This window comes from Actinophytocola sp. (genome assembly GCF_050699915.1).
Taxonomy (GTDB): Bacteria; Actinomycetota; Actinomycetes; order Mycobacteriales; family Pseudonocardiaceae; genus Actinophytocola.
Window position 1 is genome coordinate 1 of the sequence record NZ_JBOHGA010000070.1, and the last position, 21,619, is coordinate 21,619.

21 protein-coding genes and 1 pseudogene are annotated in these 21,619 nt (G+C 72.1%); 15 read left to right on the forward strand and 7 right to left on the reverse strand.

What is annotated here, in order from left to right:
* From ACRDSK_RS14940 to ACRDSK_RS14950, 3 genes are all read left to right on the forward strand, one after another.
* Window positions 1-916, forward strand: a 916-nt coding sequence (locus tag ACRDSK_RS14940; RefSeq protein ID WP_431441398.1) for a glycosyltransferase, incomplete at its 5' end; no start/stop codon positions are given.
* Entirely contained in the window at window positions 913-1,617 is a 705-nt protein-coding gene (locus ACRDSK_RS14945) for a class I SAM-dependent methyltransferase (protein WP_431441399.1), read from the forward strand. The genes ACRDSK_RS14940 and ACRDSK_RS14945, both read left to right, overlap by 4 nt.
* Window positions 1,610-2,626 (forward strand): lysylphosphatidylglycerol synthase domain-containing protein, encoded by a 1,017-nt coding sequence (locus ACRDSK_RS14950; protein WP_431441401.1) that lies wholly within the window; start codon window positions 1,610-1,612, stop codon window positions 2,624-2,626. Before ACRDSK_RS14945 ends, ACRDSK_RS14950 begins: the two co-directional genes overlap by 8 nt.
* Here ACRDSK_RS14950 and ACRDSK_RS14955 read toward each other — a convergent pair.
* Window positions 2,623-3,384, reverse strand: a complete 762-nt coding sequence (locus ACRDSK_RS14955; protein WP_431441403.1) for a TylF/MycF family methyltransferase — start codon at window positions 3,382-3,384, stop codon at window positions 2,623-2,625. The genes ACRDSK_RS14950 and ACRDSK_RS14955 overlap by 4 nt on opposite strands.
* An 87-nt stretch (window positions 3,385-3,471) precedes the next feature.
* On the opposite strand from ACRDSK_RS14955, the gene ACRDSK_RS14960 reads away from it, so the two are divergent.
* A complete protein-coding gene (locus ACRDSK_RS14960; RefSeq protein ID WP_431441404.1) occupies window positions 3,472-4,827 on the forward strand; it encodes a hypothetical protein in 1,356 nt (451 codons plus the stop codon).
* A gap of 7 nt (window positions 4,828-4,834) precedes the next feature.
* On the opposite strand, the gene ACRDSK_RS14965 is transcribed toward ACRDSK_RS14960, so the two are convergent.
* Both ACRDSK_RS14965 and ACRDSK_RS14970 read right to left on the reverse strand, forming a co-directional pair.
* On the reverse strand, window positions 4,835-6,001 hold the full coding sequence (locus tag ACRDSK_RS14965; protein WP_431441406.1) for an acyltransferase family protein: 1,167 nt from the start codon (window positions 5,999-6,001) through the stop codon (window positions 4,835-4,837).
* 39 nt (window positions 6,002-6,040) lie between these two features.
* Window positions 6,041-7,153, reverse strand: a complete 1,113-nt coding sequence (locus tag ACRDSK_RS14970; RefSeq protein WP_431441407.1) for an acyltransferase family protein — start codon at window positions 7,151-7,153, stop codon at window positions 6,041-6,043.
* 210 nt (window positions 7,154-7,363) lie between these two features.
* On the opposite strand from ACRDSK_RS14970, the gene ACRDSK_RS14975 reads away from it, so the two are divergent.
* From ACRDSK_RS14975 to ACRDSK_RS14985, 3 genes are read left to right on the forward strand one after another with little or no spacing between them, the layout of a single operon-like run.
* The gene (locus ACRDSK_RS14975) at window positions 7,364-8,638 is read left to right on the forward strand and encodes a hypothetical protein (protein ID WP_431441409.1); all 1,275 of its coding nucleotides are present in this window, start codon (window positions 7,364-7,366) and stop codon (window positions 8,636-8,638) included.
* Window positions 8,639-8,646: 8 nt separating this feature from the next.
* A complete protein-coding gene (locus tag ACRDSK_RS14980; protein ID WP_431441411.1) occupies window positions 8,647-9,621 on the forward strand; it encodes a glycosyltransferase in 975 nt (324 codons plus the stop codon).
* Entirely contained in the window at window positions 9,621-11,357 is a 1,737-nt protein-coding gene (locus ACRDSK_RS14985; RefSeq protein ID WP_431441412.1) for a methyltransferase domain-containing protein, read from the forward strand. Before ACRDSK_RS14980 ends, ACRDSK_RS14985 begins: the two co-directional genes overlap by 1 nt.
* Before the next feature lie 13 nt (window positions 11,358-11,370).
* Here ACRDSK_RS14985 and ACRDSK_RS14990 read toward each other — a convergent pair whose 3' ends face one another.
* Window positions 11,371-12,705 (reverse strand): alginate O-acetyltransferase AlgX-related protein, encoded by a 1,335-nt coding sequence (locus ACRDSK_RS14990; protein WP_431441414.1) that lies wholly within the window; start codon window positions 12,703-12,705, stop codon window positions 11,371-11,373.
* Window positions 12,706-13,017: 312 nt separating this feature from the next.
* Window positions 13,018-13,980 carry an oxidoreductase gene (locus ACRDSK_RS14995; protein WP_431441415.1) on the reverse strand — a complete coding sequence of 321 codons (963 nt, stop codon included), beginning with the start codon at window positions 13,978-13,980 and terminating at the stop codon, window positions 13,018-13,020.
* Window positions 13,981-14,136: 156 nt separating this feature from the next.
* Here ACRDSK_RS14995 and ACRDSK_RS15000 point away from each other — a divergent pair, with 156 nt between their 5' ends.
* Window positions 14,137-15,099, forward strand: coding sequence for an aldo/keto reductase (locus ACRDSK_RS15000; protein WP_431441417.1), 963 nt, complete (start codon window positions 14,137-14,139; stop codon window positions 15,097-15,099).
* A 22-nt stretch (window positions 15,100-15,121) separates the two neighbouring features.
* Here ACRDSK_RS15000 and ACRDSK_RS15005 read toward each other — a convergent pair whose 3' ends face one another.
* Window positions 15,122-15,406 (reverse strand): hypothetical protein, encoded by a 285-nt coding sequence (locus ACRDSK_RS15005; RefSeq protein WP_431441420.1) that lies wholly within the window; start codon window positions 15,404-15,406, stop codon window positions 15,122-15,124.
* 119 nt (window positions 15,407-15,525) lie between these two features.
* Between ACRDSK_RS15005 and ACRDSK_RS15010 the strand changes: the two are divergent.
* Both ACRDSK_RS15010 and ACRDSK_RS15015 read left to right on the forward strand, forming a co-directional pair.
* A pseudogene (locus ACRDSK_RS15010) lies at window positions 15,526-15,678 on the forward strand (GNAT family N-acetyltransferase); the annotation flags it as partial.
* A gap of 59 nt (window positions 15,679-15,737) precedes the next feature.
* On the forward strand, window positions 15,738-16,496 hold the full coding sequence (locus tag ACRDSK_RS15015; protein ID WP_431441421.1) for an SDR family NAD(P)-dependent oxidoreductase: 759 nt from the start codon (window positions 15,738-15,740) through the stop codon (window positions 16,494-16,496).
* An 85-nt stretch (window positions 16,497-16,581) separates the two neighbouring features.
* On the opposite strand, the gene ACRDSK_RS15020 is transcribed toward ACRDSK_RS15015, so the two are convergent.
* Window positions 16,582-18,219: a TM0106 family RecB-like putative nuclease gene (locus tag ACRDSK_RS15020; protein WP_431441423.1), complete on the reverse strand. Its 1,638-nt coding sequence runs from the start codon at window positions 18,217-18,219 to the stop codon at window positions 16,582-16,584.
* Between the two features lie 84 nt (window positions 18,220-18,303).
* On the opposite strand from ACRDSK_RS15020, the gene ACRDSK_RS15025 reads away from it, so the two are divergent.
* From ACRDSK_RS15025 to ACRDSK_RS15045, 5 genes are all read left to right on the forward strand, one after another.
* Entirely contained in the window at window positions 18,304-18,777 is a 474-nt protein-coding gene (locus ACRDSK_RS15025) for a DUF6474 family protein (RefSeq protein ID WP_431441424.1), read from the forward strand.
* 88 nt (window positions 18,778-18,865) lie between these two features.
* On the forward strand, window positions 18,866-19,285 hold the full coding sequence (locus ACRDSK_RS15030) for a hypothetical protein (protein WP_431441426.1): 420 nt from the start codon (window positions 18,866-18,868) through the stop codon (window positions 19,283-19,285).
* A complete protein-coding gene (locus ACRDSK_RS15035; RefSeq protein WP_431441427.1) occupies window positions 19,282-19,473 on the forward strand; it encodes a hypothetical protein in 192 nt (63 codons plus the stop codon). The genes ACRDSK_RS15030 and ACRDSK_RS15035 overlap by 4 nt, the downstream gene beginning before the upstream one ends.
* A 21-nt stretch (window positions 19,474-19,494) precedes the next feature.
* Complete coding sequence (locus ACRDSK_RS15040; RefSeq protein WP_431441428.1) at window positions 19,495-20,178, forward strand: response regulator transcription factor; 684 nt, start codon at window positions 19,495-19,497, stop codon at window positions 20,176-20,178.
* On the forward strand, window positions 20,175-21,569 hold the full coding sequence (locus tag ACRDSK_RS15045) for a HAMP domain-containing sensor histidine kinase (protein WP_431441429.1): 1,395 nt from the start codon (window positions 20,175-20,177) through the stop codon (window positions 21,567-21,569). Before ACRDSK_RS15040 ends, ACRDSK_RS15045 begins: the two co-directional genes overlap by 4 nt.
* Window positions 21,570-21,619 lie beyond the last annotated feature (50 nt).

Sequence of the window (21,619 nt, forward strand, 5' to 3'; positions counted from 1 at the left end):
GGCCGAGGTCGAGTACGAGGTGATCTTCGTCGACGACGGCAGCGTGGACACCAGCTGGACAGTCATGCAGGAGCTGGCCGCGACCAACGAGCGGGTGCGCGCGCTGCGGCTGCGGCGCAACTTCGGCAAGGCCGCCGCGCTCGCCGCCGCGGTCGACGAGGCACGCGGCGAGCGGGTCGTCACGATGGACGCCGACCTGCAGGACGACCCGGCCGAGGTGCCGCGCCTGCTGGCCGAGCTCGACGACGGCGCCGACCTGGTGTCCGGCCACAAGGCCGACCGCAAGGACCCGCTGGGCAAGCGGATCCCGTCGAAGTTCTTCAACATGATGACCAACGTCATGACCGGTCTGAAGATCAACGACCACAACTGCGGGCTCAAGGCCGCGCGGACCGAGGTCTACCGGCGGGTGCCGCTCTACGGCGAGCTGCACCGCTACATCCCGGCCCTGGCCCACCAGTCCGGCTACAAGGTGCGCGAGCTCGCGGTCAACCACCGGGCGCGCGAGCACGGCAAGTCGAAGTACGGCTTCGAGCGCTACGTGCGCGGCGCGATCGACCTGCTGACCGTCATGACGATCACCAAGTACGGCCGCCGCCCGGCGCACCTGTTCGGCGGGCTGGGCCTCGCCTCGGGCATGCTCGGCTTCCTCGTGCTGGCGTACCTGACGATCGTGAAGATCTTCGGCGGGCAGGCCATCGGCGACCGGCCGCTGCTGATGCTGGGCATCCTGCTCGTCATCCTCGGCGTGCAGATGATCTCCATCGGGTTGATCGCGGAGATCGTGCTGCACCGCACGGCCAACAGGCGCGAGGCCACGGACCTGATCCGGGAGCGAACCAAGACGCTGGAGGCCGCAGACGCGGTCGAGCCGGCCGACTCCGTCGAGCCGACGTCCTCGGTGGTGGCGAAATGAGCGGCGTGCGGGGCGCGTACGTCGCCGGTGTGAAGACCGTGCGCAAGGCCGCGGACAAGACCGGCCTGCTGACCCGGCTCGAGCGCAGCGACTCGCCGAGGGCGAAGCACCTGCGCACGCTGTTCTCGATCCACGACGCGCCCGAGATGGCGCGGATGGACCTGGCGTGGTGGAGCTACCCGGCGATGCGCCGGGTCGAGGAGTTCCTCGCCGACCGGCCGGGCGCGCGGATCTTCGAGTACGGCGCGGGCGCGAGCACGGCGTGGCTCGCCAAGCGCGCCGGGCAGGTGGACAGCGTCGAGCACGACGCCCAGTGGGTCGAGTTCGTGCGCGAGCTGCTCGGGGACACCCCGGGCGTGAAGCTGCACGCGGTGCCGGCGACGCCCGCGACCCCGGAGACCGTGATCCGGTCCGAGCGGACCGGGCACACCGACCTCGACTTCGCCGACTACGTGGGCACGATCGACCGGATCGGCGGCACGTTCGACCTCATCGTGGTCGACGGCCGGGCCCGGGTGGACGCGTTCCGGCGCGCCCTGGACCACCTCGCCGAGGACGGCGTGGTCGTGTTCGACAACATCAAGCGCAAGCGCTACTGGGACGTCCTCTCGGCCATGCCGGGCGTGCGGATCGAGCTGCTCAAGGGCGGGACGCCGACGCTGCCCTATCCCACGACGACCGGGCTGATCTGGCGTGAGTAGCCCCGCGCCGCCACGACCGAGCCGGCGGGCGGACCTGCTGGCGCTCGGGTTCGTGGTGGTCGCCGTCGGGCTGGCCGGCTGGGCACTGCGTGACGACCTGCCGGGCGTGGTCGACGCGATCAGCCGGATCGCCTGGTGGCGGATGGTGCTGGCGCTGGCCTGCGTGGTCGCGGGGCTGCTGGCGACGGCCGAGGTGTGGAAGCACTGCCTCGCCGCGCTGGGCTCGCCGGTGTCGTCCGGAGCGGCGCGGCGGATCTTCTTCCCGGCGCAGGTGGGCAAGTACCTGCCCGGCTCGATCTGGCCGTTCATCGCGCAGATGCGGTTCGCGCGCGAGCACGGCGTACCCGGCGGTCTCGCGTTGCTGGCCGGCTCGGTGTTCCTGGTGGTGCACGCGGTCACGTCGGTGCTGGTCGGCGCCCTGCTGCTGATCAGCCAGCCGGACCTCGTCGACCGGTTCGGCTGGGCCGGGGCGCTCATCCCGCTGGCGCTGGTCGTGCTGCACCCCAAGCTGATCAACCTGCTGGCGCGCAAGCTCGCCGGCCGGTCCGGGGTCGAGCCGCCCGTGCTGCGGTGGAAGCACCTGGCGCTGCCCGCCGCGTGGATGGCACCCGCGTGGCTGGCCTACGGCGCCGCGGGCTACCTGCTCGCCGACCCTTTCACCGACTCGGTCCTGCAGCTCGCCGTGGTGTGCACCGGAGCGTTCGCGCTGGGCTGGCTGGTCGGCATGGTGGTCTTCATCGCCCCGGCCGGCGTCGGCGCCCGCGAGGCCGTGCTGATCCTCGCGCTGACCCCGCTGCTCGGCGTCGCCGCGGCCACCACGGTGAGCCTGATCCTGCGGGTCGGCCACACGCTCGCGGACATCCTGCTGGCGCTGCGCTACGGGCTCGTCCGGGCCCGGCGGAACAAGCGTGCCGCCGCCGAGACTGCCGAGACCGAAGCCGCCCCCGAGGACGAGACACCGCCCGAGGCACCGGCCGCCGAGCGCGCGGAGACTCGCGCGGAGTCCTAGGGGACCCGCCAGAAGACGCCGGCCCAGTCGATCGTCTGGATCGACGCGTCGATGTTCCGCTCGGCGCGGTAGTCCTCGACGGCCTGCCGGCAGCCGGGAACCGCGTGGTAGTCGTCGACGATCACGAAGCCGCCCGGGGACACCTTCGGGGCCAGGGCGGTCAGGGCGTCCCACGTCGACTCGTACATGTCGCCGTCCAGGCGCAGCACCGCGAGGCGCTCGATGGGCGCGGTCGGGAGCGTGTCGCGGAACCAGCCGGGCAGGAAGCGGACCTGGTCGTCCAGCAGGTCGTACTTCGCGAAGTTCGCGCGCACCCGCTCCAGGGGCACGGCGAGGAAGTCGACCTCGTGGTGCTTGTCGCCGGCGTCGGCCGGGTACTGGTCGGCGTCGGGCGGCGGGAGGCCGTCGAACGAGTCGGCGACCCACACCGTGCGGCCGGTCTCCTCGTAGGCGGCGAGCACGCCCCGCATGAGGATCGACGCGCCGCCGCGCCAGACGCCGGTCTCGATCAGGTCGCCCGGCACGCCGTCGGCGAGCACGGTGGCGACGCATTCGTGCAAGTTGTCCAGCCGTTTGCGACCGACCATCGTGTGCGCGGCGCGCGGCCAGTCGGCGCCCTCGCCGCGGGCCCGCGCGTCGAAGCCGTCCGGTCCCCACGGCGCGTCGTTGGGATCCTCGTAGATCGTGTTCGTCAGCGCGCGTTTGAGCAGTTCGAGGTAGCGGTCGCGGGCTCGTGCGGCGGCGATTTCGGAGTCCATTTCACCGGACATGACGACTGCGATCAATTCCTTCCGCGTCGTGCGGCATCCTGTTACGTCGAGGGCACCCGACACAGGAGTACGCACATGGATTGGCAGGACGAGCTGCGGCGGTTGGACAAGAAACTGTCCGAGGGGGAGATCTCCGCGCAAGACTACCGACGCATGCGCGACGAGTTACTCGCCGAGGCCTCCGCTCCCGCGCAGGGCCGGGGTGTCATGTGGGCCGGCTCGAGGCCGGAGGTCACCGAGCCGGCGACCGCGTCGCCACCACCGGCCGGTCCCCCTGCCGTACCGGCCGACGCCGAGGAGACCCAGATCGTCGCGGACACCACGGTGACCCTCGACCAGACCGTGGTGCACGGCCGGCCCGCCGCGCCGGCCGAGGACCCGGACAAGACCGAGACCGTGGCGGCCGAGACGGTGGCGGCCGAGACCGTCTCCGCCGAGAACCGGCCCACCGAGGTCGTGCCCGCCGAGACCGTGGCCGCGGAGAGCGCGGCCGCCGAGACCGTGGTCGAGATCGCGCCCGGCGAGGAGGAGCGGACCGTCTCCGAGCCGGCCGCCGAGCCGCTCACGGAGCCCGCCCGGGAGCCCGAGACCGAGCCCGCCAGGGACGACCACCCGACGTTCCCGCCGCGGCCGATGGACACCCCGCCGCCCGACGCGCCGCCCCTGCCGGCACCCGCGCCGTGGACCGGGCACCAGGTGATCGGCGAGGAGGTCTTCGCCGACGCCTCGCCGCACAGCAACGCCCGCCGCGCCGTCACCAGCCTGCTCGCGGTGCTCGTCGTGCTCGCGCTGGCCGGCGGCGCGGTGTGGTACTTCGTGTTCCGCACCGAGGAGGCCCCGGCGGCGGCGCAGAAGCCGCAGAACCCGCCGGCGAGTGACCAGCCGCAGAGCCAGCCACAGAGCCCGCCGCCGACGCAGGAACCGACGTCCTCGCAGCCGCAGAGCGCGCCGTCGGAGCTGCCCACGAACCTGGGCGACGTGGTGGGCCCGCTGCCCGGCATCACCGACGAGAACAGCGGCACGATCACGGCCGAGGTGGCCGGCAGGCTCAAGCTCATCTCGCCGCAGGAGGTCCGGGCGGCCCAGGACCACGGCGTGACCCAGGTGATCTTCCGCGGCTCCACGAAGGGCGACGTCGGCAACGCGCTGCTCGTGTTCACCACCCCGAACGGCGCGAACGCCGCCGCCTTCACCGATACCGAGCGCGGCATCCTGCGCGACGCCGGCTTCGCACCCGGCAAGGAGCTGCAGAGCGGCCTGCCGGTGCTGCAGCGCAACGACGGGGGCGCCACCGTCTACCGCGTGGTCTACAGCACGGGCAAGTACACCGTCCGCTTCGGCGTGGCCCAGCGCGACGCCAACGCGGCCCAGCTGCGCAAGGAGCTGGAGGCCGTGGCCGACACGATCCTCGCGGTGCTGCCGCCGTCCTGAACCTTCGCTAGCCGGTCGCGGGGGCGGGCTGGGGGTTGCTGCCGACCGGCGGGATCTCCTCGGTTCGCTCCCCGCCTCGTTCCTCGGGCTCCGGCGCCGGGGTGCGGCGGCGGATCAGGAAGCGGCGCAGCTTCATCGCCTGCTTCTCCACCACGTGCCAGGACAGCAGGCCGAGCACGAGCGCGATCGGGACGGCCGTGAGGGCCACCAGCCACGGCGTGCGCAGGCCGAGGAACAGCAGCGTCTGCAGGACCACGAACCCGTAGAGGTACACGCCGTAGTTGGCCACCGTGAGCCAGCTCGGCAGCCACAGCCGGCGCGGGAGCAGGTGGCCGATCGCGATCACGAGGTAGGGCAGCGTGAAGATCCGCGACACCTCGACCATCGCCGAGGCGTAGAGCACGAAGTCGATGCCCGCGCACAACAGCACGCCGAACCAGCTCAGCCGCAGCCGGTCGCGGTACAGCCAGATCGCCGCGCCCGCCGCGTACATGCCCAGGTACTGCAGCAGCGGGAACGTCGGCACCAGCAGCAGCACCGGCGGCAGCTCGAGCTGCCCGCTCACCATCCGCTGCAACAACACGGCCATGGCCAGCGCGAACACGACCATGACGAACCGGTACCGGCTGAACGTGATCAGCAGGCCCAGCAGCGCGATCAGCAGGTAGCCGAGCACCTCGACCGGCAGGCTCCACAGCGAGCCGTTCACCGCGCTCGGGTACGGGTTGGCGGTGAACACCCCGGGCAGCACGTACTGCTGCGGGAACAGCAGCAGGTTGTCGCCGACGTAGGTCCAGGTGGCCGGGTGGGCGAGGTACTCGCGCTTGCCCAGCGTGGTCGTCAGCGTGCCGACCACCAGCGCGGTCGCCACCAGCACGACGAGCAGGCCCGGCATGATCCGCAGCAGCCGGCGCACCCAGAACCGCCACAGGTGTGGGTCGCGGTGCCAGCTGCGCATGACGAAGTAGCCGGACAGGCCCATGAACGCGCCCACCGACACCGCGCCGAGGTCGATGCCGGACTTGACCGGCATGAAGCTGTTGCCGATCCCGGTGAGCACCGGAACGTGGTCGGCGACCACGATGAACGCGAAGAGCAGGCGCAACGTGCCGTAGCCGTCGCCCTTGCGACCCGCGTCGTTCCCCGTGACGCGGGCGCCGCCCTCGGTCGCCATGCGCCGTAGCATAGGTGGCTACCTCGGGTGATCGTGGGCCTATGGGCCGGGCTGCCGCGCGGAGACCTGGGGCTCGACCGGTCGCAGGACCGGCAGCTCCACGGTCGGCGCGTCGGTGTCCCGGACCGCCGCGATGGTCTCGGTGGGCGGCTCCGCCGGGGCCGGTTTGTCGGTCAGCGCGGTACGCAGCCGCAGGCCGTGCTTCTCCACCAGGTGCCAGGACGCCAGCCCCAGCACGATCGAGATCGGCACGCCCGCGCCGATGACCTGCCACGCGTTGTCCGCGCCGAGCCAGGCCAGCGTCTGCTCGACCGGGAAGCCGTACAGGAACACCCCGAAGCTCGCCACGGTCAGCCAGTTCGGCAGGCACAGCCAGGACGGCAGCTTCGCGCCGATCGTCAGCACCGCGTACGGCACGGTGACCGCCCGCGTGATGTCCGCGAACGGGCCGGGGTAGACCAGGATCTCGATCACCACCGCGGCCGCCACACCCCACCAGGACAGCGGGATCTTGTCGCGGTAGAGCCAGGCCGCGATGCCCATCGCGTAGATCGCCAGGTACTGCAGCAGTGGGTCGGTGAGCAGCAACAACATGGTGTCGGGCAGGTCGATCACGTCGTTGACGTTCAACACCAGCAGCGTCGCGGGCAGCAGCGCGACACCGAAGACGAGGTAGCGCCGCCGGTTGATGCCGAGCAGCCCGACCACGGTCACCAGCGCGTAGCCGAGCACCTCGACCGGCAGGCACCACAGCGAGCCGTTGACGGCCACCGGGTACGGGGTGTCCGCGAACACCCCGGGCAGGTCGTACTGCTGCGGGAACAGCAGCGCGTTGTTGACGAGGTAGGTCCACGCGCCGGGATCGGTGAAGTACTCCCCCGCGGACAGCGTGGTGACCAGCGGGCCGAGCACGAACGCGGACAGCGCGAGCACCACGAACAGGCCCGGCATGATCCGCAGCAGCCGGCGCACCCAGTACCGCACCAGCTGCGGGTCCCGCTCCCACGTCTTCATCACGAAGAAGCCGCTCATCGCCATGAACGCGGCGACGGTGAGCGTGCCGTAGTGGTACCAGTGCTGGCCCCAGCCCCAGCCTTCGTAGTCGCCGGTGATGGGCATCGCGTGGAAGCCGATGACGCCGCAGGCGATCACGAGGCGCAGGGTCCCGAAGCCGTCCGCCGCACGCCCAGGAGCGCGACGAGCTGGGACTACGGTGTTTCGGCCGCCCCGACCGGCCATTCGGACCCCCTCCCGCCCTGCTTGCGGACGGTAGACCAAAAGTAGGATAGTCACCGGCGCTCGTGGCACACGGGGGCAGGCGTACGTCCGCGCTCAATGACTGTTCTCTAGGAGGCTGTCCAGGTGACCTGGCAGGAGGAGCTGAGCCAGCTAGACGGTGCGCTCGCATCTGGCCAGATCTCGGCTGACGACTACCGGCGGGAACGCGAGCGCATCCTCGCCGTCGCCACAGGTGGCGGCGGTGGTGGGCAACCGCAGACCGGTCCGCAGCCGGTGGCCCAGCAGCCGGGTCCACAAGGAGGCCCCCAGCCGGGACAGGGCGGCCCGGTGAACCGCGGGCAGGACGCCTTCCCGCCGCCGTTCAAGTGGACGACCGAGCGCCCGAACCAGACTCCCGCGCAGCAGGGCGGGACCGAGGAGCGCACTCAGGCCGTGCCGAGCGCGCAGAACGCGGAGAAGACGCAGATCGTGTCCAACGAGTCGGACAGTACGCAGATCGTCGACATGAACGACACGGCCAGCAAGGGCCCGGGACCGAGCTTCGGCGACCGCACCCAGCTCGTGCCGCAGGTGCCGCCGAACTCGCCGCCGCAGGGCATGCCGGCCCAGCCCTGGGGACAGCAGGGCCCGCCGCAGGGCGCGTGGGGTCCGGGTCCGCAGCAGCAGCAGCAGCAGTCGCCGCCGTGGGAGAACCAGGAGGAGCTGGTCCCGCCGTGGGCCGGCTACCAGGGGCAGGGCTCGGAGCTGTTCGAGGCCGACGAGCCCCGCGGCCGCGGCAAGATGTGGGCGATCATCGGCGTCGTCGTGCTGCTGTTGGCCGTCGGCAGCGGCGTGCTGTACCTGACCGTGCTCAAGCCGGACGACTCCAGCGCGCAGCCGGGCAACCAGCAGCAGGAGCAGACCTCGAAGAAGCCGCCGGCCACCCCGGAGAAGCCGCCGCCCTTCGGCCCGCTGTACGTGCCGGAGGGCACCACGTCGGGCGGCAAGACCTTCTCGGCCGCGGAGCTGGAGAAGTCCAAGGCGCTGCCCACCCCGGACCTGGTGCTGCTCAAGCAGGCCGGGCTGAAGGAGGCGCGCTCGGTGATCGTGGTGAACGAGTCCACGACGATCAGCATGTGGTCCTTCGGGACCAACGACCCGCCCACGCTCGCCCAGGACATCACCACCGACCAGGGCCGGTTCGGCTTCAAGGAGGCACCCGACCTCGCCCAGCAGGGCGTGGCGGTCTACTCCTCCACGCAGAAGAGTGCGAGCCGCACGGTCTACGTCTTCCGCGCGCACTACACCAACGGCGACAACGTGATCCGGGTCGAGGCGTTCGACCCCGACCAGGACAAGGCCAGGTCGCAGTTCGACGCCGCGCTCAAGGCCCAGCTCGAGCTCACCGCGCCGGAGTAGCCACCGCGATGACCGAACCGGAGGCGGCGGGCGTGGACGTCGTGGCGGCCGCGCCGACCTCGCCCACGCGGTCCGCGGACGACGCGACGCCGACCTCGGTCCGGGTCGCGATCGTGCTGTACGAGAACGCGCTCGACGAGATGTGGCGCTGCCTGCGATCGCTGGTTCGCAGCGTCGAACGGACGGGCGAGGACCCGCGGCTCGCGCCGAACGTGGTCACGATCGCCATCGGCGACTGCTCGGGCGGTCTGATGATCAAGGAAGCCGACCTGGCCGCCCTGCGCACGATGGCCGGCGACCGGGCTTCCGTCGACTACACCTGGTTCGGCCGCAACCTCGGGCACAGCGCCGGCTGCAACGCGCTGGCGCAGGACGCGCCCGAGGACGCGCTGCTGTTCCTGAACCCGGACTGCTACGTCTCCCCGCGGATGCTCGGCCGGCTGCTGTCTGCCCTGCGCGACCCGCTGGTGGCCGCGGTCGACGCGCGCCAGATCCCGTGTGAGCACCCGAAATGGTTCGACCCGGTGACCGGCGAACAGAGCTGGGCCAGCGGCGCCTGTCTGCTCGTGCGCACGCCGTGGTTCCGCGAGGCCGGCGGGTTCGACGCGGACGCCTTCCCGTCCTACGTCAACGACGTGGACCTGAGCTGGCGGCTGCGGCTGGCCGGCGGACGGGTCGTGCACCAGCCGAACGCGGTGGTGTTCCACGACAAGCGGCTGGTCGAGTCGGCCACCGTGGCGCCGACGCGGATCGAGCTGTACGAGGGACTGCTGGGCCGGCTGCTGCTGGCCACCCGGTTCTCCCGCGAGGACGTGGTCGAGGAGACGATCGAGCTGGTGGGCGCGCACGGGTCGACCGAGCAGCAGCGCGCGGTGGCGGAGTTCGAGCGCCGGCGCCGGGAAAAGGCGCTGCCCGAGGCGCTCGCCGGCGCGGACCAGGTGGCCGAGTTCGTCGACGGCGAGTACGGCCGGCGGCGGTTCTGATGGGGAACTACGAGTTCGAGTTCACCGAGCGCGGCCCCTACGGCGGCGCGGTCCGGCTGCTGCGCGACACCGACCTGCACGACAAGCTCGTGCTCGACCTCGGCTGCGGCGCGGCCGCCGTGGCCGCCCCGCTGCGGGCGCTCGGCGCGCACTACGTCGGCCTGGACGTCGACGCGGACTCGGTCGCGAAGCTCGCCGACCAGGGGTTCGAGGCGCACCAGGTCGACCTCACCGACGCCTCGCCGGCCTCGACGCTGACCGAGATCGTCGCCGGCCGGCCGGTGGCCGCGGTGCTGTGCCTGGACGTGCTCGAGCACGTCACCGAACCGGCGCAGCTGCTGGGCGCGCTCGCGGTGGTCACCGGCGCGCATCCGGGCGTCGAGCTCGTCGTGAGCATCCCGAACATCGCGCACCGGGACATCGCGCGGCGGCTGCTGGTCGGCGAGTGGGAGATGACCGACTCGGGGCTGCTGGACCGCACGCACGTCCGCTTCTTCACCGACCGGACGCTGACCGAGCTGATGGCGGGCACCGGCTGGTACGAGTCGGCGCGGGCGGACTTCCCGCTGGAGGAGTCCGACCAGCACCGGCCCGGCCACCCGGCGTTCGAGGCGGCGACGAACCTGGGCGCCTTCCTCGACCGGGTGCGCGGCGGCGCGGACCCCTACGGCGCGGTCAACCAGTTCGTGCGGCGCTACCACCGGGGCTCGCCGCGGGTCACCGAGCCCGAGTCGGACACCGACGCCCCGTTCGTCAGCATCGTCCTGCGCACCCAGGGCCGGCGGCCGGAGACGCTGACTGACGTGCTCTGCTGCCTGGCCGCGCAGACCTGCCTCGACTTCGAGGTGGTCCTGGTGGTGCACGACTCGACGCGGGCGACCGCGGTGCGGGAGCTGGTCGACGAGTTCGAGGGCAACATCGCGCAGCGCGTGCGGGTGGTGTCGTGCGACGGCGGCACCCGCGGCCGGCCGGCGAACGTGGGCCTGCGCGAGGCGGCCGGCGAGTACCTGGCCTTTCTCGACGACGACGACCTGGTCACGGCCGACTGGGTGGAGAACATCCGGACGAACGCGCGGACCCACCGCGGCATGGTCGTGCGCTGGTGGGCCGCGGAGCAGAAGCGCAAGCACGGCAAGGCGGACGAGCTCGCGTCCCACCTGGCCGTCGGCCCGCTGACGCCGACCTACGCGACGAGCTTCGACCTGGTGCGCCACATCCGGCAGAACGAGACGCCGTTCCACTGCTTCGCCTTCCCGCGCTCGCTGGTCGATCTGGGCTTCCAGTTCGACGAGGCGCTGACCGTGTGCGAGGACTGGGAGTTCCTGGTGCGCGCCGCCTCGACCTGCGGGGTCTACGACACGGCCCGGATGACGTGCGTCTACAACAAGTGGGCCGACAACACGTCCGCGCAGGCGGCGTCCGCGGAGGAATGGTTCGCGATGCGGTCGGTGGCGCACATCGCGCTGGACGAGCGCCCGCTGCTGCTGCCGCACGGCTCCGTCCGGGCGCTGGACCGGACCCTGGAGAAGGTCGAGACGCAGGAGCGCTGGATCGCGCGACTGGAGGCGGACCTCGCGGTGGCGCGCCGGCAGCTGGCGGACACGCAGGAGGTGTCGAACAACGCCCACCACGCGCTGGCCGAGCTGCGCTCGTCGACGTCGTGGAAGGTCAGCGCCCCGGTCCGGCTGCTCGGCTCGGTGGCCCGGCGGATCCGCCGGCTCGGCCGCGGGCGGTAAGGGTCGGTAGCGGTCAGCGCGGGCGGCGGGACAGCTCGTCGCCGATGGTGTCGATCGTCTCCCTGTCCAGCAAGGGGTTGATGCCGCCCAGCAGGCTGCGCTCGGCCGCCTGGAAGACGACCACGTCCTTGTCGGCGAACAGCGGGCCGATCGACGCCGGGTCGACGCCGACGGTGTCGCTGTGGATGGCCGTCAGGTCGGTGAACGTGCCCGCGAGGTACGGGGTCGCGAGCAGCGTGAACGAGTCCGCGACCACGCCCACCGACGGCTCCACCACACCGGTGCCCGGCGACTGGTTCAGCCGCAGCGGCTCGCGGAAGCCCGAGTCGACCGCGCGGCTGGTGACCGACGACCCGTCCGGTGCCAGGTCGTAGGTCTGCATCGGGAACTCGACCTTCCGCCCGATGAGCGGCGGCAGGTCGCCCTCGCGCCGCACCACGTCGGCGGGCGTCGCGCGCCAGGAGTCCGTCACGCCTGGCTCGATCTCCTCGGCGAGCAGCCGGGTCATCGCGAGCCCGCCCTCGAACGTCCAGTGAGTGTCCACTTTGGAGTAGATGGGCAGGCCGCGGCGCTGGGCCGCCTGCTCGAGCGCGGGGCGGATGTCCCTCGCGCCTGCGTCGTCGATCACCCGCCGCCAGAACGCGTTGCGGGCCTCGCTCGCGCACCGCTGTCCGACGTAGGACTTCGGCAGGTAGTCGGGCACCATCGTCGACTTGTCCGGCGCGACGATCAGCACGAACTTCCGGCCCGACCGCTCGACCTCGTTCCGCAGCCGGTCCAGCGCGTCGATCACCTCGTCCAGCGGCCGCTCCGGCAGGCACGCGCCCAACATGTCGTAGCCCAGGTAGAGCCAGTCCTCGCTGCCCTCGATCACCCGCGGGAAGCCGGCCTCCCGGATCCGCTCGCGGTCCTCGTCGGTCGGGTCCGGCGGCGCGACCGGTCCCGGCGCGGGTCCCTCCGCCGGCTGGCCCTGGCCCAGCGGCGGCGGTTCGCCGAACAGGCCGCGGCTGACCGCGTCCGCGACCGCGAGCGCCTCCGGGCGCAGCGGAAGGTGGTCGGTGGCCCACGGGTTCAGGCCGGTGAACAGGCCCCAGCCGGCGGCCGGCGTGGGGAACTCGGCCAGCTCGCGGTTCTCGATTGCCGGCGGGCGCACGCCGATGACCAGCAGGAGCAGCGGCGTCAAGAAGAACACGGCCGCCGAAATGAGCGCCGTGCGCTGCCGCGTGCCATGCCGCGGGCGGTAGAGCGAGTGCTCGGTGGGCAGCTCGGACTCGTGCACCGGCGGCAACAGCCCCGACGCCGCTTCCGACGCCTCGGCACGCCGCAGGTCGTCGGTCGAGGCGCTCACCGGGCCAGCATAGCCACGGCCTGGACCTGCCACGGGACGTTGGCGGAAGTACCCGCGTTAGCCCGAATGGCGGAGCCCGACCGGCGTGTCCCGATCGGGTTACCCGGCAGGCGGCGTGAACGGTCGCACTATTCGCTACGTACTAGAGAACGACGCACGCGCCACCCAACATCGGGAGTCCTTGGCATGTGGATACAGATCGTGGTGGTGTCGCTGGTCGCGTTGGTGTTCCTCGTGCGGCTGGCGGTGGCGCTCTACGACCAGCCCTCGAAGTCACGCAACTGACGAGCGGCTAGCTACCGCCCAGCGCGTTCACCGTGCCCCCGCGGGTCCTGACCGGGGCAGCGGGATCCGCACGCCGGTCAGCTCCTCGGAGATGTCCCACAGCCGCTTGCCCAGCTCCCGGTCCCGCGCGTCGTCGAGCGGCTCGACGAGCGTCGGGAAGCCCTTCGACTCGCCACGCCCGTCCGGGCCGAAGAACTGGCCGCTCTCCACGTCCTCGCCGGTCGCCGCGTACAGCTGCGGCAGCGCGCCCATGTCCGCCTCCTGCGCGAACAGCCTGTTGCCGGCCTTCAGCAGCAGCTTGCCGACGCCGGTCGGACCGGAGGTCTGCAGGTTCGTCGCCGAGTAGCCGGGGTGCGCGAGCACGCTGCGGACCGGGACGCCGTTGGCCCGCAGGCGGCGGTTGAGCTCGAGCGCGAACACGACGTTGGCCAGCTTGGACTGCGAGTAGTACTTGCTCCGGCCGTAGTCGCTTTCGCCGTGCAGGTCGTCGAAGTGGATGCGGCCGCGCTTGTGCAGACCCGAGGTCACGGTCACCACGCGCCCGTCCTGGCTGCGGGAAAGCCGGTCCAGCAACAGCCCGGTGAGCGCGAAGTGGCCGAGGTGGTTGACGCCGAACTGCAGCTCGTAGCCCTGCCTGGTGCGTCCGTGCGGCGGCATCATCACGCCGGCGTTGTTGATCAGCACGTCGAACTCGCCGAGGGTGCCGGCGAACTGGGCCACCGAGTCGAGGTCGGCCAGGTCGAGCAGGCGCAGCTCGATCTTGGCGTCCGGTTGGGCGCCGAGCAGCTCCTCCAGCGCCTGCTCCCCCCTGCGCCGGTCACGGGCAGTCATGATCACGTTTCCACCGAGAGCCCCGAGCGCGCGCACGGTCTCCAGGCCCAGGCCACTGTTCGCCCCAGTTACGAGGAAGGTTCGGCCGACCTGGCTGGAGATGTGGTCGGCGAGCCAACTCGCGGCCGATGGCTTCTCACCATCAGTTGTACTGCTCATATCGCATAGAGTGCCTCACGCACGTGCCGTTCACACCGTTGCCCGCCCGATCACACACCGTGTCGTGGCCCATAGTGTCCGGGGGACGGCTAGGAGCAGCCAATACCCACCGTTTGGCAGCTAGATCGAGACCAGTCGGCTTAGTAGTTTGTTCCGGTGGAACTGCGTCACCTGGGAGAATCCGGTCTCGTCGTCAGCGTCGTGGGGCTCGGCTGCAACAACCTCGGCCGGCCCGGCACCGCGGCGGAGTCGCTGGCCGGTTCGCGCGCGCTGATCGGCGCCGCCATCGACGCGGGGATCAACCTGTTCGACGTGGCCGACGTGTACGGCGCACCGCGGGGCCGCAGCGAGGAACTGCTGGGTCAGGCGCTGTCCGGCCGGCGCGACCACGTCGTCATCGCCACCAAGTTCGGCGTCGACATGCAGGGCGCGAACGGCCCGGACTTCGGGGCGCGCGGCTCGCGGCGCTACGTCAAGCGCGCGGTCGAGGCATCGCTGCGCCGGCTCGGCACCGACTGGATCGACCTCTACCAGCTGCACCGCGCGGACCCGAACACGCCGGTCGAGGAGACCCTGAGCGCGCTGGACGATCTCGTGCGCGAGGGCCTGATCCGCTACGCCGGCGTCTGCAACCTCGCGGGCTGGCAGGTCGCCGACGCGGTGTGGCTCTCGCGGACCAAGAACCTCGCCCCGCCGATCGCCGCGGAGAACCACTACTCGCTGCTGGAGCGCGAGGCGGAGCGGGACGTGCTGCCGGCGTGCGAGCGGTTCGGGCTGAGCGTGCTGCCGTACTTCCCGCTGGCCAACGGCCTGCTGACGGGCAAGTACCAGCGCGACGTCGAGCCGCCGGCGAACGCGCGGCTGGCCGGCCGGACCCGGCTGCTCGCCGACGCGCCGTGGGACCGGATCGAGAAGCTGCGCGCGTTCGCCGACGAGCGGTCCATCGGGATGTCGACCGTCGCGATCGGCTGGCTCGCGGCGCAGCGGTCGATCGGCTCGGTGATCGCCGGCGCGACGACGCCCGAGCAGGCGATCGCGAACGCCGGTGCCGGGCAGTGGCATCCCACGGAGGACGACCTGCTCGCGCTGGACGAGATCTGCCCGCCCGGCCGTCGCTGACCGTCACTTTCGGCACCGCACGTCATCCCCCGGTCGGACCGAGGAACGGCACTGTTGGCGGACGCGCGCGGGTGTCCGGACGGCCAGGGTGGAAGATATGGAGCTCCTCGCCGCCGCCGGCCTGTTCGTCGTCCTCGCGCTGCTCGCCGCCGTCCCGCTCGTGCTGCTGCTGAATTTCGGTGGACGGCACCAGGATGGCGAGGGCTAGCGTTGCCGGGTGCTGAAGGGCGAGCTCGTCGAACTGGTGCCCGTGACCGAGGCGCATGTCGCGGAACTGCGCCGGATCCTGCACACCCCACAGGTGCACGAGCGCTGGGGTGACGCGGACGACGAGCCCGGCTGGCCGCTCGAGGACCCCGAGGTGGTGTGCTTCGCGGTGCTCGTCGACGGCGACGTGCGCGGGATGATCCAGTACGGCGAGGAGGAGACCCCGCGGCGGACAACGCGGCGGCGATCCGGTGCTACGAGAAGATCGGCTTCCGCCCGGTCGGCATCATGCGCCGCTACGAACGCGATGCGGACGGCCGAGGTTGGCACGACGGTCTGCTGATGGACCTGCTGGCGGACGAACTGACGTGAGCACCCGTTAACCTCTCTCGCGGGCTTTCGAGGCCGGGCTTTCGAGGAAGGGAACGGGCATGCAGATCAGCGAGACCGCGGCGATCGTCACCGGCGGTGCATCCGGGTTGGGTGGCGCGACCGCACAGGCGCTGGCGAAGAACGGCGCACGGGTCTTCGCACTGGACCTCCCGGCGTCGATCGAGAACGCCCCGTCGGTCGAGGGCGTCTCGTACGTCCCGGCGGACGTCACGGAGCCCGAGCAGGTCCAGGCCGCGGTCGACACAGCCGCGGCCGCCGACGTGCCGTTGCGCATCGTGGTGAACTGCGCGGGCATCGGCCCGTCGGCCCGGATCCTGTCCCGCAAGGGTCCGCACGACCTGGCGCTGTTCCGCAAGGTCGTGGAGGTCAACCTGATCGGCACGTTCAACGTCCTCACCCTCGCCGCGGCGGCCATCGCCAAGAACGACCCGGACCCGACGGGCCAACGCGGCGTGGTGATCAACACGGCGTCGATCGCCGGCTACGAGGGCCAGATCGGCCAGGCGGCGTACTCGGCGTCGAAGTCCGGCGTGATCGGCCTCAACCTGACCGCGGCGCGAGACCTGGCGTCATCGGGCATCCGAGTGATGACGATCGCCCCGGGCCTGGTGGACACCCCGATGCTGGCGACGGTGGGCGACGAGTTTCGAGCCACCCTGGCGGAGAGCGTGACCTTCCCGAAGCGCCTGGCCAAGGCGGACGAGTTCGCCAACCTGGCCCTGTCGATCATCACCCACGACTACCTCAACGGCGAGGTGATCCGCATGGACGGCGCCCTGAGGATGGGCCCGCGCTAGCCGGATCCCACCGGCGGCAGCGCCAAGGGCACCCAAGCCACCCAACGCACCAACGAGAGCCCGAAGTGGGCCTGTCCACACTCGCTTACAAGTCCCCCACATACGGAATCGAAGCGACCGCCGAGGAAGTCATCCAGCGGCGCAAGGTCAACGTGGCGTGCACGTCGTCCTCGTTGTACTCCAACAACCGCCGCCGCTGCCCCTGGTCCGGCGCGGCGCCGTCCATCCCCACCGCGTCCCGGTACCACCGCATCGAGTTCTCGCCGCTCGCGTGCGGGTCGCGCCACGTGAAGCCGGCCGCGGGAGCGATCGTCTTGAGGCCCTTGCCGCGTGAGCACAGGAAGTGGTCGCGCACGCTGCCGAACAGGTCGAACCAGGAGTCCGAGGTGATGAACGCCTGCACCTGGTCCGTCGTCGGGATGCCCGGCTTGCCCGCGAACCGCTTGGCCGACGAGAGCAGCCAACGGTTCTCCGCCAGCTCGTTGTAGCAGTACGCGCGGAAGCTCAGGCCCCGCGCGCTGGCGCGCAGCCGGATCATCATCAGCCACTGCCAGAAGGCGGCGAAGGAGCGGGCCTCGTCGTCGGTCGGGAGTGGTTCCCAGGTGGCGAAGGCGCGGTAGCCGGACCGCTCGCCGACGTCCGCGCCGGACAGCCACACGCCCCACAGGTACGCGCCCGAGTCGCCGAAGCTCTCCATGTCCACGTCGACCTCGACGTCCGCCCGGGGCACGACGATCTCCGGCACCCGGCGGACCACCGTGAGGTCCGCGAGCCACGCCTTCGCGAGGCCGACGGCGTCGGAGAGCGGCATGCCGGTCGGCGGCAGCGACTCGTCGTTCGGGTCGAGGCGGGCGAGGTCGTCGACGGTGCGGACGCCGGCCGCCCGCAGCGTGGCCGCCTCCTCGCCGCGCACCACCAGGCTCACGTCGCGCGCGCCCTGCAGCTTCACCTGGCACACCGGCCACCACGGGCAGGTCCGGCACTCCACGATCCGCGACGGCTGGGCCAGCGCCGCGCCGCCAGAGGCCGCCGTCGTGGCGATGGCCAGCCGGTCGGCGAAGCGGGCGTCGTACTCGTCGAGCGCGCCGCGGCCGCCCGGCCAGGTCGGCGCCTCCAGGTCGTGCCAGACCACGACGTCGCCGTCGAGGCCGATGACGCCGCCGACGGTCTCGCCGGCCGCGCGGCCGCAGGCCTGCAGCAACCGGTAGGCGTGGGCGAGCCGCAGCTGGTCGCGGGGTTGCGGGCGGACCCGGCGGGCCGGGTCGGTGGCCCGTGTCGCGGGCTGCGGGCTCGACAGCGGCGAGGTCAGCGCGCCGGTGCCCGGGTCGCTCACCTTGTGCCGGACGACCAGCACCGGCACGTACCCGCCGGGCACGGCGACCAGCAGGTCGATCGCGCCGCGCCGACCGCCCGGCTGGTCGCGCGGCAGCTGCGCGGCCCAGATGTACGGCGCGCCCGCGGCCATGGCCTCCAGCGTGAGCTGCTCGCGCTCGCTGGCCCGGTGGTCGGGGCCACGCGGGATCTCCGTCCAGCCCGCGCCCACCAGCCCGGCGATCTCGTCGGCGATCGAGCGGCGGTGCGCGGTGGCGTCGGCCATGCGCTGCTCGGCGGTCGGGTCGGGCGGCGCGGTGACCGTGTCTTGCATGGTCGGGTCGTGCTCCAGGTGCACCCGGCGCCGGCAACGGGTCACCACCCCCGCGTCGAGCAGCACCGAAGTTGTCACGTTTCGCAGTTTAGGCGGACGCACCGACAGAACACGCCAGGTAGCCGAGGTGCTCCCCACCTCTTCGCCAAGTAGGTTCTTCGCATGGCACTCAGGAAGCGCGCGGCGGAGGTCCTGCCGGGCGAGCCGCGGCTCACGCCGAAGAAGGCGAAGAACGCGCTCGCGGTGGCCAAGATCGTCGCGCCGGCCGTCATTCCGGTGGTCGTGCCGTTCGTGCTCCGCGCGTTCGGGGAGGCACGCGACCGGGTCGACCGGATGAAGGCCCGCCGGCTGGGTGTCGCGGTCGGTGACCTCGCCAAATACTCGGGCAAGGGCGGCTCGCTGCATGCCCGGATCACCGGCGCCGCCGAGGCGGTCGAGGAGCTGCGCGGCCGCAAGGACGCCACCGACGAGGACCGGAAGTTCGCCGACAAGTCCGAGGTCACGCTGCGCCAACTGGCCGCCGCGGTGCGGGCGGCCGAGCGGATGCCCGCGGCCCGCCGCCGTGCCGCGCACAAGGCCGCGGCCACCGCGCTCGACGAGCTCGAGCAGCGGCTGCTCTCCCGGCTCGGGATCTAGCCTTACCCGATCCGAACACGACGCATGCGGTTCGCTCATCTCGCCCCGGCACCGTGAGTTCCGTCAGGGAACCCACGAGAGGAGCGACATGAACAGGACGTCAAGGATCGTCGTCGGGGGCGCGCTGGTCGGGTCGGTGCTGTTCGCCGGCGCCGGGATGGCCGCCGCGCAGGAGGATCCGTCGACGACCGAGCCCGCGCCCAGCGGGGACGGGTCGGTGACGATCACGTTGAGCCCGGAGCAGGTCACGCGGCTGTGCGAGAAGCGGCTGCCGAGGATCGAGAAGCGGACGACCAAACTCGTCGAGCGGATCCAGGGTGACGAGAACACCCGCGGGTCGGCCGACTGGCTGCGGGCGCGCGCGGCGAGCGAGCGGGAGGCCGGCCGCGAGGAGACCGCCAAGCAGCTCGAGGAGCGCGCGGAGCGGCGCGAGGGCTTCGTCGACGAGCTCGACAAGATCAACCAGTGGGCCGTCGACTTCCGTACCGAGCACTGTGAGTCGAAGTGAGGCGGGCGCGGATAATCGCGCTGGTCGCGGTTCCCGTGCTGCTGTTCGGCGCGGGCTGCCGGGGTGACGTCGACTCCGACGGCTCGGGCGGCTCGTCCGGCTCCGGCGGTTCGGCGGAGCAGCAGTTCGAGGACATCGAGTCCACGTTGCGCTCGATCGAGTCCGAGATGGCCGAGGAAGGTCGCTGACCGGCGGCGTGGAGGTGGTGCATGCCCGACGAGCGCGGGTTGGTGGTGGTCGTGGAGGACGACGCGGCCATCGCCGACCTGATCGGCCGTTACCTGCGCCGGGACGGGTACGGCGTGCATCACGTCGGCGACGGGGAGGCGGCGCTGGCCGCGGTGCGCCGGCTGCGGCCGGTGGCCGTGGTGCTCGACGTCGGGCTGCCCAAGCTGGACGGCATCGAGGTGTGCCGCACGCTGCGGTCGGCCGGCGACTGGACGCCGGTGCTGTTCGTGACCGCGCGCGACGACGAGGTCGACCGGGTGCTCGGGCTCGAGCTTGGCGCGGACGACTACGTGACGAAGCCGTTCAGCCCGCGCGAGCTCGTGGCCCGGGTGCGTTCGGTGCTGCGCCGCGCGGGCGCCGGCCCGGCGGGCGAGGTGTTGGAGCTCGGCGCCACCCGGGTCGACGTCGGCCAGCGTCGCGTGTGGACGGACGGCCGCGAGGTGTCGCTGACGTCGACGGAGTTCGACCTGCTGGCGGCGTTGATGCGGCGGCCGCGGCAGGTGTTCGAGCGGGCGCAGCTGCTGTCGATGGTGTGGGGCTACGAGGCGGTGGCCGGCACGCGCACGGTGGACGTGCACATCGCGCAGCTGCGCGCCAAGCTCGGCCCGGCGAGTCCGATTAGGACGGTTCGCGGGGTCGGGTACTCCGCGGACCAGCCGGCATGAGGCGGCCGTCGTCGCTCGCGGTGCGGACCACCGCGCTGTGCCTGGCGGTGGCCGGCGTGATGGCGGTCGTGGCGGGCGGCATCTCGGCGCGGCTGGTGCTCACGGCGTCGCGGGAGATCACCCAGCAGTCGCTGTCCGACCAGGCCGACGTCATCGCCGCGCAGCTCGCGGAGTCGAAGCTCGGCGCCGGACGGATGAACGAGATCCTGCGGGGACAGGGCGTCCAGGTCGTCCGGCGCGGGGCGAACGGGAAGCTCGCCGGCACGGACCGGGTGGCGGTGCAGGCGGCGCGCCGGGCCGGCCTCGCGCGCGTCGCCGAGGACCAGCCGCTGCACGGGAGCGTGCAGATCGGCGGCGACACGTTGATCGTCGAGGGGCGCGCGGTCGAGGGACAGATCGCGATCGCGCTGGTCGCGAAGGTGGCGACCGCCGAGGGTGCGGCACGGCGGCTGCTGAGCAACGTGGTCTTCGCGCTGGGCATCGGGTTGCTCGTGGCGTCCGGTGCGGGCCTGCTGCTCGCGCGGCGGCTGGCGGGCCCGCTGCGCCGAACGGCAGCGGTGGCGGCGGCGATGAGCCACGGGCGGCGTGACCTGCGGGTGCCGCCGGAGGGGCCGCGCGAGCTGGTGGAGGTCGGCGAGTCGATCAACGCGCTGGCGAACGCGCTGGCGTACAGCGAGGCGCGGCAGCGGGAGTTCCTGCTGTCGGTGTCGCACGAGCTGCGCACGCCGCTGACCGCGGTGACGGGTTTCGCCGAATCGCTCGCGGACGGCGTGGTCGCCGGGGACGAGGTGCCCGAGGTGGGCCGGGTGATCGGACAGGAGGCCAGCCGGCTGAACCGGCTGGTGTCGGACCTGTTGGACCTGGCCCGGCTGGGCGCGGACGACTTCCGCCTGGACATCGCCGAGGTCGACCTGGTCTCGCTGGTGGGCGAGTCCGCCCAGGTGTGGCACGCCCGGTGCGCCGCGGCCGAGGTGGCGTTCTCGCTGGAGGCGCCTGCTTTTCCGGTGCCGGTACGCACGGACCCACGGCGGCTGCGGCAGGTGGTGGACGGGCTGGCGGAGAACGCGCTGCGCGTGACGCCGGCGGGTTCGCCGATCGTCCTGTCGCTCCGGGCGGTGCCGGGCACTGCGGTGCTCGAGGTGCGCGACGGCGGGCCGGGCTTGTCCTCGGAGGACTACGAGCGGGCCTTCGAGCGGGGTGTGCTGAACGCGCGGTACGACGGCGTGCGGCCGGTGGGCACGGGCATCGGGCTGGCGCTGGTCCACGGCCTGGTGACCCGCATGGGTGGCGCAATCGAAGCCGGTCCGGCCCCGGAAGGCGGTGCCCGCTTCACGGTGACGCTGCCGCTTGCCGCGGGCATGGACGCGACCCAGCCCCTGTCACGTCAGTAAGCCGCGCCCGGATCCTGCTGCCGCCTCCGGCCCCCGAGATCCAGCCTACT